7 protein-coding genes and 1 pseudogene are annotated in these 12,124 nt (G+C 75.1%); 4 read left to right on the plus strand and 4 right to left on the minus strand.

Going from position 1 to position 12,124, the window contains the following annotated elements; all coding sequences use genetic code 11:
* The first annotated feature begins 91 nt into the window (after nucleotides 1–91).
* The 3 genes and pseudogenes from ABD324_RS35905 to ABD324_RS37450 all read left to right on the plus strand — a co-directional run.
* Nucleotides 92–1,384 carry a sensor histidine kinase gene (locus tag ABD324_RS35905; RefSeq protein WP_344427965.1) on the plus strand — a complete coding sequence of 431 codons (1,293 nt, stop codon included), beginning with the start codon at nucleotides 92–94 and terminating at the stop codon, nucleotides 1,382–1,384.
* A 130-nt stretch (nucleotides 1,385–1,514) separates the two neighbouring features.
* A complete protein-coding gene (locus ABD324_RS35910; protein ID WP_344427968.1) occupies nucleotides 1,515–2,156 on the plus strand; it encodes a response regulator in 642 nt (213 codons plus the stop codon).
* 973 nt (nucleotides 2,157–3,129) lie between these two features.
* Nucleotides 3,130–3,513, plus strand: a pseudogene (locus ABD324_RS37450) (C40 family peptidase); the annotation flags it as partial.
* 1,558 nt (nucleotides 3,514–5,071) lie between these two features.
* Here ABD324_RS37450 and ABD324_RS35920 read toward each other — a convergent pair.
* Nucleotides 5,072–7,000 carry a thioredoxin-like domain-containing protein gene (locus ABD324_RS35920; RefSeq protein ID WP_425565982.1) on the minus strand — a complete coding sequence of 643 codons (1,929 nt, stop codon included), beginning with the start codon at nucleotides 6,998–7,000 and terminating at the stop codon, nucleotides 5,072–5,074.
* Nucleotides 7,001–7,052: 52 nt separating this feature from the next.
* Between ABD324_RS35920 and ABD324_RS35925 the strand changes: the two genes are divergently transcribed.
* Entirely contained in the window at nucleotides 7,053–7,856 is an 804-nt protein-coding gene (locus ABD324_RS35925) for an Fpg/Nei family DNA glycosylase (protein ID WP_344427977.1), read from the plus strand.
* Between the two features lie 31 nt (nucleotides 7,857–7,887).
* Here ABD324_RS35925 and ABD324_RS35930 read toward each other — a convergent pair whose 3' ends face one another.
* The 3 genes from ABD324_RS35930 to ABD324_RS35940 all read right to left on the minus strand — a co-directional run bounded on the left by ABD324_RS35930 (nucleotide 7,888) and on the right by ABD324_RS35940 (nucleotide 12,121).
* Complete coding sequence (locus ABD324_RS35930) at nucleotides 7,888–9,426, minus strand: hypothetical protein (protein ID WP_344427980.1); 1,539 nt, start codon at nucleotides 9,424–9,426, stop codon at nucleotides 7,888–7,890.
* 65 nt (nucleotides 9,427–9,491) lie between these two features.
* Nucleotides 9,492–11,441, minus strand: coding sequence for a hypothetical protein (locus ABD324_RS35935; RefSeq protein ID WP_344427982.1), 1,950 nt, complete (start codon nucleotides 11,439–11,441; stop codon nucleotides 9,492–9,494).
* Between the two features lie 47 nt (nucleotides 11,442–11,488).
* Entirely contained in the window at nucleotides 11,489–12,121 is a 633-nt protein-coding gene (locus ABD324_RS35940) for a phosphatase PAP2 family protein (protein ID WP_344427988.1), read from the minus strand.
* Nucleotides 12,122–12,124 lie beyond the last annotated feature (3 nt).

Genomic DNA, 12,124 nt, shown 5'->3' on the forward strand with positions numbered 1-12,124 from the left:
TCGTGGCGTCCGGGGGGTGGGGTGCGCCCTACCCTGAGGACGGGAGTGCGCAGGCTGGGGGGCCGCGCCGCGAGGGGCGAGGGTGGGGGACATGAGCGAGCAGACCGTCCCCGGGCCCGTCACCGTCCCCCGGGCGCGTGGAGTCCTGGGGGGCCTGCGCTACCTCGTCCTCGGCCTGCCGCTGTGCATCGTGGCCTTCGTGGTGGCGATCGCCGGGTTCGCCGCGGGCGTCTCCACCTTCGTCGTGTGGGTCGGGCTGCCGATCCTCACCTTCACGTTCGTGCTCTGCCGCAGGCTCGCCGACGTCGAGCGCCGCGCCACCGAGCGGGTCCTCGGCCGCCCGCTGCCGCCGCACCACTACCGCCCCCGGCGCGGGCGTGGCGCGATCGGGCTGCTCGGCCGGGTCGTCGACCCGCAGAGCTGGCGGGACCTGCTGCACGCCGTGATCGGGTTCCCGGTCCGGCTGACGGCCTTCATCGTCGGCGTCGTGTGGTCGGTCGGCGGACTCGGGGCCGCCCTGTACCCCCTGTGGGAGTGGTCGCTCCCGCACGACCAGGACTACAACGGCCTGTTCGACCTGATCACGGGCAGTGCGTCGCGGGTGGGCGACGTCGCGCTCAACACCGCGCTCGGCGTCGGGATGCTGCTGTCGCTGCCGTTCGTCGTCCGGACGTTGGTGGCGGTCCGCGCCGGCGTCGCCCGCGGGTTGCTGACGAACCGCAACGCGGCCCTGCGCGCCCGTGCCGAACAGCTCGCCGCCGGTCGCCGCGCCGCCGTCGCCGCCGAGGCCGCCACGCTGCGCCGGCTCGAACGCGACATCCACGACGGACCCCAGCAGCGGCTCGTCCGGCTCACGATGGACCTCGAAGCCGCAGGCCGGCGCCTCGACGACGATCCCGAACGGGCCCGCCCGCTGATCGCCGAGGCGCTCGCCCAGACCCACGAGGCCCTCGCCGAGCTGCGCGCGCTCTCCCGCGGGATCGCCCCGCCGATCCTTGCCGACCGGGGCCTCGGCGCCGCCCTGGCCGCGGCCGCCGCCCGCTCGACCGTGCCGGTGAGCGTCGACGTGACGCTGAGGGACCGGCCTGCCGCCGCCGTCGAGAACACGGCGTACTTCGTGGTCACCGAGGCGCTGACCAACGTGGCCAAGCACTCGGGCGCCACCCACGCGTCGGTCGAGGTCGGCCCGGAGCGCGACGAGCTCGTGGTCAGCGTGACGGACGACGGCGTCGGCGGCGCGCACCTCGGCAAGGGCCACGGACTGTCGGGGCTGTCGGAGAGACTGTCCGCCGTGGAGGGGCGGCTGGACGTGACGAGCCCCGAGGGCGGCCCGACGGTGGTCCGCGCGTGGATCCCGCTGGCCGGGTTGGAGGAGCTGTCGTGAGGGTGGTCGTGCTGTGAGGGTGGTCGTGCTGTGAGGGTGGTTGTGCTGTGCGGGCGGGCGCTGTGCGGCCGGGCGCTGTGAGTGCGGGCGCGGTACGGCCGGGTGCGGTGGGCCGGGGGACGGGGCCGTCGTGAGGGTGGTCCTGGCCGAGGACTCGCTGCTGCTCCGGGAGGGGCTGATCCGCCTGCTCGACGAGGCCGGGGCCGAGGTCGTCGCCGCGGTGGGGGACGGGGAGGCGCTGGTCGAGGCCGTGTCGGCGCACCGCCCGGAGGTCGCGGTGGTCGACGTACGGATGCCGCCGTCGTTCACCGACGAGGGGCTGCGGGCGGCGCTGGCGATCCGCGCGTCCTGGCCGGACACGGCGATCCTGGTGCTGTCCCAGTACGTCGAGGAGTCCTACGCGGCGGACCTGCTCGCGGCCGGCGGGGGCGTGGGCTACCTGCTCAAGGACCGGGTCTCGCGGCTCGACGAGCTGTCCGACGCGCTGTCGCGGGTGGTCGCGGGCGGCACCGTCCTGGATCCGGAGGTCGTGTCCGCCCTGCTCACCCACCGGCGCCGGCGGGACCCGGTCGAGGCGTTGACACCGCGGGAGCGCGAGGTGCTCGGCCTGATGGCGGAGGGGCGGACGAACACGGCGATCGGCCGCGAGCTGGTGATCACCCAGGGGGCGGTGGAGAAGCACATCTCGTCGATCTTCACCAAGCTCGGCCTGGCGCCGTCGGGGGACGACCACCGGCGCGTGATGGCGGTGCTGGCCTGGCTCCGAGCGTGATGCTCCTGGTGCCGGTGGGGCGCGTGTTCCCTCTTTCGTGACGCAGTGGTGCCCGGCTGTGTGATACCGGTAGCGGCGCGTGTCGGCGAGGCTCTTCCCCGGGAAGTCGTACGGCTGTTCGGGGGAGTACGTGATGGCGCTACGTGAGCGGGGATCGCGGACCGTGAGCGCGCGGGGGCGGCATCGCGCGGGGCACGGGGGAGCGGTCCCGGAGGTGCTCGTCCCGGCACAGCGGGGTGCGCACCGCTGGTCGGAAGCGCGCCCCGCCCGCCACGCCGATCCCTGTCCTCTCGACACCGCGCTCCTCGACACCGCGTTCCCCGACACCGCGCCCCCCGGCGGGGATCCGGCCGGCCCGCGGGACGGGGGTGGTGGCGCTGCGGAGCGCGGTGCCGGCACCGAGCACGGTGGCGCTGCGCCGGGCGTGGTCACCATGGGGTCCGGTGCGGGGGACGGCTCCCGGACCGGGGACGGTGGGTCGCCCGCCCTCGCCGTCGGGCCGGTTCGCCCGCGGCTGGGCGAGCCGGCTCGCCGGCGGCCTGCGGTCTCGCTGATCGAACGCGTCGAGAAGGTCCTGTCGGCGGAGGGAGGGTTCTGTGCACGGGCCGCCGGATGGCGTGCCCGTCGCCCGGAAGGCCTTGTCGACGTGGGCCGGCGCGTGTTCGCGGGCATCCGGCCGACCGCTCGTCCGCGGACGCACCCCGGTGTCGTCGACCAGCAGGCGCGTTCCGGACACACTGCCGTGCTCCCGGTCCGCTACCGCGGCATCCAGCGCTCCCGGCGGCCCCGACTGCTGGTGATCGCGGTGTGGCTCCTCTTCGTGGCCATGCTGGCGACGGCGGCTGCCCTCGTCCCGGTGATGCGGACCGTCGCGCCCACGGCGGAGTCGGTGCTGCCCTGGACGATCGAGAACATCGGCGGGCCCACCGATCCCGCGCCCCCGGTCGCACCCGCCCCGGCGGAGTTCACGACCGCCCTGCCGGACGCCCGCGCCCAGGCCGCCGTCGACGCCGCGCTGTCCCAGGTCGGCGTCCCCTATGAGTGGGGCGGCAACGGCCCCGCCGCCGGTGACCAGGGCTTCGACTGCTCCGGCCTCACCACCTACGCCTACGGCGCCGCCGGGATCACCCTCCCGCGCACGGCGCACGCCCAGTACGTCGCGGGCCCGCACGTCCCGGCCGACGCGCCGCTGCAGCCCGGTGACCTGGTCTTCTACGGCACCTCCGCCGCCGTGCACCACGTCGGCCTCTACCTGGGCGACGCCACCATGGTCAACGCACCCACCTTCGGCCAACCCGTCCAGACCTCCTACTACCGCTGGCGGGGCGACGACTACCTCGGCGCCACCCGCCCCGCCGCCTCCGGCCCCACGACCAGCGGTCTGCTGGAGTACCTCCCGACCCCGCTCACCACGAGCTCCGCCCCGCGGATCTTCGAGGCCCCGAAGGCGCCGCTGGGCCCGCGCACCAGGCCCGCCTCGACCCTCCCGGCGGAGCGGGTCACCGCCGCCGCGGCGATGGCGGCAGCCGACCACCAGGCCTCGACGACGTCCGGCACCCCGGCCGCCGCCCCGGCCCGGTCCGGCTCCTTCGGCTCCACCCTCCTCGCCGCCTGGTCGGCCGGCTCCGGCCAGGCCGCCGCCTCGCCCGCCCGGGCGTCGCTCACCCTGCCCGACCAGTACCCGACCGCCCTGCCCGCCACGGCCGCCCTGCCCGCCACGGAAGACCCGGCCGCGACCGCCCCCACGGCCATCGCCTCGCCCGCTCCCGCCCCCGCTGCCGCAGGTCTGCCCGCCACCCCGCCCGCCGCAGTTCTGCCCGCCACCCCGCCCGCCGCAGTTCTGCCCGCCGCCCCGCCCGCCGCAGGTCCGCAGGCCGCCCCGCCCGCCGTCCCCGCCGCCGCACTTCCGGCCGGTCTCGACGGGCCCGCCCCAGCCCCCGCAGGTCAGGCCGGCGGCGACCGACCCGAGGTCGCCCCCGCACCTGCGGCCCTCGCCGGTGCCGTCGCTCTGCCCGCACCTGCCGGGTCGGTCGCCGCGCAGGCGCCGTCCGGGGCCGTCCCGGCAGGCTCGGACCCGGCCGACCCGAGTGTCCAGGTCGGCACCCTCACCACACCGACCGGCACGATTCCCGTCGTCGCGGCCCGCCTCGACGCCTCCGGCCGCCCGGTCCTTCCCGCCCGGGGCACCGCGGCCCTGCTCGACGAGGGCGGCATCCAGCTCCTCGTCCTCGCCGACGGCACGATCCCCCAGGACCTCACCCTCACCCTCGACGGCGCCACCCCGAGGACCGTCCACCCGGCCACGACCACGACCGTCCCGGGCGACGCCCTCGCCGCCCGCGTCGCCACCCTGGACCCCGACACCCTGACCCTCGCCACCCCATCCCCCGACGGCGCCTGGACCCTCACCACCCTCACCTGACCGGTGATCACCGTCGTGGACCCCATCGGCGCCGAATAGGGCGTCGATGGGTCCGAAACGGCGATCACTGCCGAGCCGAGGCCCCCCGACCCAGCTGAGCCCCGGGCGGCGGGACGCCGGCGGCCCGGTCGCGGCGCGCCTCACCATGATCATCAACTTCTGTCTGGAAGGCGCCACATGTGGCGGTCCAGCGGACACAGGCCTCGATCACCGGATTCGAACTCGCCCTCCCGGCGAGGGGTGCAGCCTCAGGCTGCGAATCCCTGTCGCGAGTCGGTCACAGTGCCTCGGCGACGATCAGCAGTATCGGCACGGAGCGGAACCCTTGTCCCACAGCACCTCCGCCTCTCCATGATCAGCACTTGTGACCGAACCACGCCAGTTCTGGCGGCTCCTCGGTCACTGCGGCCGATCAGGCGCCACGACGATCACCGCCCGGGACCCATCGGCGCCGAATACGGCGTGGACGGGTCCGAAGCGGTGATCACCGGGCTCAGGAGTCGACGGCCCGCAGGTCCAGGACCAGCTCCGACGGCGCCCCCTCCACCACCCGCACGGGCACACCCCAGTCCTGCTGGTAGCGGTGGCAGGCCGCGAAGACCGCGTCGCCGAGGTCGCAGGCGGCCGCCGCGACGCTCACCGACAGCACCCCCTCGCCCGGCGCCAACGACAGTGATCGGGCCAGGCCGGGGGCGGTGCCGGAACCCGAGAGCAGCAGCGACGAGGGGGAGGCCTCGACGGTAAGGACGGTCGGGTCGCCGAAGCGGGTGTCGAGGTGCTGGCCCGTCGGCGGTGTGAAGTCGATCCGCAGGGACACCGGGCCGGGCGCGAGGTCCACAGGGGAGCGACGCACCGTGTGGGCGCCCGCGTCGACCTGCGCTCCCGCCGGGATCGGCAGCCGGACCAGCCGGTGCGCGGCCGACTCGACCACCACGAGGGTGTCGCCGTCGACCAGCACGTCGCTCGGCTCGGCGAGGTCGCGGGCCAGCGTCGTCACCCGGCCGTGGGCGATGCGGCGGATCGCGCCGTTGTACGTGTCCGCCACCGCGATCGAGCCGTCCGGCAGCACCGCGACGCCCAGCGGATGCTGCAGCAGTGCCGAGTCGGCAGGACCGTCGCGGAAGCCGAAGTCGAACAGTCCGAGCCCGACCGCTGTGCTGACCTGCGGCGTCGACGACAGCGACAGCGACCGCACGGCGGAGGTCTCGGAGTCCGCGATCCACAGTGTCCCGTCCGAGACCGCGAGCCCGGACGGCTGCGCGAAGAACGCATCGGAGACGGGTCCGTCGCGCAGCCCCTCGTTGGTGGTCCCGGCCAGCACCTCGACCTCCCCGGTCAGCGGGTCGAACGTCCAGATCTGGTGTGTCCCGGCCATCGCCACCGCGACCACCCCACGCAAACCCGCCCCCGCAGCGCCCGGCCCGGTAGCGCCGCTCGGCCCGGCAGCGCCGCTCGGCCCGGCAGTGCCGCTCGATCCGGCAGCGCCGCTCGGCCCGGCAGCGTCGTCCACCCCGCCCTCCCCGACAGCGGCGGCGGGCTCACCCCGCTCCCACCACACCACGTCCCACGGCGTGGAGAGCTCGACGGCGGCCGCCCCCGGCAGCACCCGTTCCCGCAGCGGCGTGCCCGTGCCGGCCACCCGTGTCACCATCCCGTCGGCGAGCCGCAGCCCCGCGAGCGAGTGGTTCACCGAGTCCGCGACGACCACGTCGTACCCGACCACCGAGGCGACCGACGGCGGCAGCACCGCCAGCCCCTGCGGCTCCGAGAACGGCTCCCCGCGTACCCCGCTCCCGTACCGCCGCAGCTCGGCGAAGGACGCATCGACGAGCACCACCTGGTGGTGCGCCGTGTCCGACACCAGGAACCCGCCGGGCGTGACGACGGACCCGGCTCCGCCGGGGAGGGCCACGACCTTCCCCGGGAACCGCAGCGAGGTCGACGGCGGAGGCGGTGGGACGTACGGCGAGTCCCCGCGGCGAAGGACGGTCGAGAAACGCGAGACCAGCGAGGACAGGAGCACCCGCAGCCCGTGCGCATGCCCCTCGCCCGCCATCTGCGCGACCACGTACCCCTCGGGGTCGATCACGGTCAGCGTCGGCCATGCCCTCGCCGCGAACGCGTCCCAGGTCGTCAGGGAGGGATCGTCGAGCACGGGATGGGTGACCCCGTACCGCTCCACCGCGGCCTCGACGGCGGCCGGATCGCCCTCGTGCGCGAACTTCGGTGAGTGCACCCCGACGACCACAAGGACGTCGCCGAACTCCTCCTCGAGGGGTCGCAGCTCGTCGAGGACGTGGAGGCAGTTCACGCAGCAGAAGGTCCAGAAGTCCAGCAGGACGATCTTGCCCCGCAGGTCCGGCGCGACCCCGCCGGTGTTGAGCCATCGACGTCCGCGCAGCTCAGGCGCCCGTACCCGCATCACGAACGGGATCAACGCGCGGTGCCCGCGCCCGTGTTCCAGACTGGACGCCGTGCCCGAGCTCCCCGAGGTCGAGACCGCCCGGAAGGTCCTGGAACTGGCCACCGACCGCGAGATCCGCTCCGTCGACGACAACGACGAGTGGGTGTGCCGTCCCCACCCGCCCGGCCAGATCGCGCGGGCCCTGGTCGGCGGGAAACTCACCGCCGCGCACCGGCGCGGGAAGACCATGTGGTGCGACACCGACACCGGCCACACCCTGGGCGTCCACCTCGGCATGGGCGGACGGGTGATCGTCACCGACTCCGACGGCGAGCGGATCGGCGGCGTGGGTGGGCGGGACGTGACACGGTCCGATCGCGCACCGCGCAAGCCCGAGTGGGACCGCTTCACGATCGTGTTCGCCGACGGCGGCCGGTTCCGTCTCTTCGACAAGCGCCGCCTCGGCCGCGTCCGGCTCGATCCCGGGATCGACCACCTGGGCCCCGACGCCGAGGACATCACGCTCGCCGAGTTCCGCACGCGGATCGCGAGGAGCCGTACGGCCGTCAAGGCGAGGCTGCTGGACCAGACCGTGCTCGCCGGCGTCGGCAACCTGCTCGCCGACGAGACCCTCTGGCGCGCGAAGATCAACCCCGCCACCCCGGCCGACGAGCTGGAACGCAAGGACCTCGACCGTCTCTACCGCAACCTCGAGAAGTCCCTGCAGGCGGCGATCGAGAACGGCGGCGTCCACACCGGCGAGGTCATCGAGCACCGCCATCCCGGCGGCCACTGCCCCCGCTGCGGCGCCGAGATGCGCCACGGCACCGTCGGCGGCCGTTCCACCTGGTGGTGCAGCAGCGAACAGCGCTAGCGACGGGTGCTCCGCGGTGTTCGACGAGGCACTAGCCGAGCGGAACTCCCCGCCCCAACCACGACTCGTGCTCCGACACCGACAGCTCCCCGGGCCGCACCGAATGTCCCAGTCGCTCGAGAGCGGCGCCCCACGCGTCGACCAGCTCGGCCGCCAGCCGCTCGGTGCCGCGCCGCCCCGGGTACAGCCGCTCGACCACGTTCTTCGACACCGCCAGCTTGCCCTTCCCGCGCAGCTGCGAGACCCCGCGTTCCCGGCTCACCAGGTACTCGACGGCCGGGTCCCCCTCCCCGAGCCGCACCGCGTGGAGCGCTTCGTGCAGCGCGCGGACCGGCAGCCGCACCCCGGTCGGGACGTCCTGCAGCTGCCAGGACACCCAGATCGGCACCCGCCGCACGGTGTTGTCCGCGACGACGGGCAGCGCCGGCCCGACCGCGATCTGGTAGTCCGTGGCCCGCCCGACCAGGTGTTCCTGCGGCTCGGGGGCCTCGTCGCGGTGGAGCAGCGGGACGAGGCGGCGCAGCACGTCCTCGGCCGCCGCCGACGTCCGGGACGCGTCGAGCTGCCCGTTCAGCGCGAACAGCCGCTGCCGCGAGGCCCCGTTCACCGCGAGCTGCAGCGTCAGGAACGCGAGCCCGCCCAGCGGCACCATCGTGCAGCCGACCACCCCGAGCTCGGGGAACTGCGCCAGGTACGACAGGACGGCGTGGGTGGAGCCGGAGCGCGCGGGCCCGACCAGGGTGACCGGCACGCAGCCCTCCGCGGCGTTGCCCGTCGACCGCTGCCGGTCCGCGGCCCGCCGGTAGCCGCGCCGGGCGCGCGGCCGGTCGTGGCGCAGCACCGAGAACCAGTTGCCCGCGCGGTACCCGGACCGCGTGTCGCGCAGCCAGAGCCCCAGCCCGCGGTCCGCACACCAGGAGGCGATCCGGTCCGCGACGTCGAGCCGCGCCTCCACCCCGGGCGAGGGCAGCGCCATCTCGAACCGCACCGCGAGCGACGACGACCGGGCCGCGTCCCCGGCGCGCCCTCCGGTCTCCCCGCCGTCGGCGTAGGTGTTGGTGGGCGGCAGCTGCGCCGGGCACTGCAGCACGAGCAGCGGCGCACCGCCCGCGCGCACCGCCGTACCCGCGACGTGCACCAGGGTGTCCAGCACCGCGAGCCCGTGCCGGAGCAGCATCTTCTTCGGCTCGTCCTCGACGACGATGATCCCCTCGACCCGGTCCGCGAACTCCTGGCGGAAGGCGAGATTGGGCCGGTCGGCACCCCGGAACGACGAGAGCGTCTGCCCGTCGTGCGCGGTCCGCTCCAGCCACGGGCCGTGGTGCGGGTCCCCGGCCCGATCGGCACTGCCGCCCGTGCGGGTCCCGGCGATCAACCCGATCCCGTGGCTGCCCGCGCACAGCAGCTCCGAGAACGTCACGCCCTCGGGCAGCCCGGCGAGGACCGCCGCGAGCCCGCCGGGCCGGTCCGCCCGATGGTGGATCTCCAGGTCGACCTGCATGGACGGCTCGTCGAGCACCCGGTACCCGGCCCGCGCGAGGTCCGCCAGCGTCCCCGATCCGATGGGCACACTTGCCGCTCTCGCTCGCTGCGCGAGCTCCGCGCTGCGCGTGGGCGCTGTGCCGGATCCTTCGCTCACCGCTCACCCCCCAACGGTGTGTAGAACCGGGCGTCGGCCGGAGAACGGTCCACCGCGCCCGCGTGCAGCCAGCGCGGCGCGCCGATCCGCACCAGCTCCCCGGTCTCGGGCAGCGGCGAGCGTCGGTAGAGCAGCAGCCCGGCCCCGGCGAGCGGCAGCACGATCATCGCCACGAACGCGATCTGGATCAGGACGCCCGGCAGCCCGGCGGCGATGGCGAGCGCCACCACCGCCACGATCCCGATGCACCCCGCCGCCACCAGCCGCGGCAGCGTCCGGAGATGCCCCGCGACCGTGTGCCGGTGCGCGATCGGCAGCCGCGTGTAGAGGAAACCGGGCACGAGCAGCAGCACCGAGACGACGGCGTCCGCGTCCTGGATCCGGGAGAGCGCGGCGGTCGAGCCCGGCCCGAAGGGCCACACGGAGTCCGCCAGGAAGGCGGCGAGCAGGTATCCCGCGGCGGCCACCGCGAGGGCGTAGCTCCGCACGCTGCGCGGGCCCGCGGAGGTGGTGTCCCGCATCTGCATCGAGGCCATGACCTGCACGGGAGCCCCGGCGGTCGGCCCGGCCGTGGTCGTCGGGCCCCGCCAGTGCGCGTGGGCGCGGCTGGTGCTCGGGTCGTTCTCCAGGGTGACGTCGTGCGCCATCTCCTCGGCGACGAGCTCGTCCGCGGCCTGGTCGAGCACCGCCGGCGTGAGCATCGGGTGCAGCAGGATCGAGCTGTCCACGGTGCCGCCGCGCGTGCGCACCCCCTCGCCCGCCACGGCCAGCCGGCCGAGCGTGGTGCACGCGATCATGCGCTCGTCCGGCGCGGGCAGCCCGGCCTGCGCGCACTCCCAGCGCCGCCGCCGGACCAGGTCGGCGAGGGTGCGCAGGGTGGTCTGGGTCTGCAGCTCGAGGATCTTGTTCTGGCCGCGGCCGCCGGGGGAGCGTCGCTCGTCGGCCAGCCGGCGGGCGAGCATCTGCAGGTCCGGGCGCAGCGTGGCGACGGTCCGGGCGTCCGCGTCCGTCGACAGGAACATCCGGGCGATGTCGACGCCCGGCTCGGTGTCGACGACCAGGTGGTACGCCGGGATGCCCGGCGAGATGTGGCTGCGGTACTCCAGCGAGTAGCCCTCCGAGGCCGAGCGCAGCAGCCGCCCCGCGCGCCGCCGCGGCGTCGCCTCCTCCGTGACGTGCAGCGGTGTCTCGTAGGTGAGCAGGTGCTCGTCCACCCCGCCGTCGAGCGCGACGATCAGCAGGTCGTTGTCCAGGGCGACGTCGAACAGCTCGAAGTAGTCCGCGAGCACGTCGGCGTACTTGTCGAGGACGCGCTGCGCGAGCGCGCGGTTCTGGGCACCGTGCCCCTCGACCACCCCCTCGGGTGCGGACCGCCGCCCGGGCAGGAGCGGCGTCCGTCGCTCGGTGAGCAGCCGCTGGATGGCCAGCTGCACCAGCCACTCCGCCTCGTGCGCCCGGGTCAGCAGGCGGCGCAGGTCCGTGTCGCCGGTCGCGTCCGGCAGGGTGTCGAGGATGCCCCTGAGCAGCCGGAACAGGCCCGCGGCCACCAGCTCGCCGGACTCGTGGCCGGTCAGTCGCGGCACCTTGGCGCCGGTGGCGTCCCGGATGTCGATCGGTGCGGCGGTCGACCGGGGGAGCAGCGCGACGGGGACCCAGATGGCGCCGTCGCCGTTCGCGCTCCGCCCTCGCAGCTGGCGGGAGAGGTCGGTGGCGCGCAGCTGCCCGTCGTCGAGCATCCGGAGGCTGACGTCGACCTGCGTGGCCCGGTGCGCCACCCGGTGGTCGACGACGGTCAGCCGCTCGGTGAGCCGGCGGACGTGGTTGAGGCGCAGGGCGGAGTCGAGAAAGGACAGCCCGACGGCCGCGCCGGCCTCGGTCATCCGCGGGGGAGCGCCGGGGACGGGGATGCTCACCAGGGCGTGCTGGAGCGCCGTCCTGCCGTCCACCAGGCCTCCCCGCGGTTGCGCTCCGTGGTGAGATTAGCCCGACAGCGTCACGATCGTGAAGATCGTGCCCGCAGCAGGAGCCCGGTGCACACGGCGAGCCACGCCGCACCCGTCGCCCAGCCGGCCAGCACGTCGCTCCACCAGTGCACCCCGAGATAGACCCGGGTGAGCCCGACGAGCACGACCCACACCACGGCGGCGACGGCCACGAGCACCCGCGAGCCGCCGGCGAGATGCGGCCAGGCCAGCACCACCAGGGCCCCGATCACCGCCACGGCCATGGTCGCGTGCCCCGAGGGCAGCGACTCGTTCCCGACGTCGAGCAGCCGCACGGCCGCCGGGGGCCGCGGCCGGTCCAGGAACCGCTTGACCAGCGTGAACACCGCGCTCGCGGTCAGCGCCGTCCCGACGAGCCAGATCCCCTCGAACCGCCGCCCCCGCCACACCAGCAACGCCCCGGCGACGAGCGCCACGACCCCCATCGACAGGGTGCTGCCCAGGTTCGTGACCACGACGGCCGCGGTGGTGAGCCCCCCGGACCGCACGTCGATCGCGGCCGACAGCGCGGCCGCGTCCTCGTCAGCCGGCCCGACCCCCGCAAAGGCCGCCCACACCAGTCCCGCCGCGGCCGCCACGAGCACGACGGCCAGCGCACTGGTGACCAGAACCGCCCGCCGCACCCC

Source organism: Pseudonocardia ailaonensis (assembly GCF_039531635.1).
GTDB lineage: Bacteria > Actinomycetota > Actinomycetes > Mycobacteriales > Pseudonocardiaceae > Pseudonocardia > Pseudonocardia ailaonensis.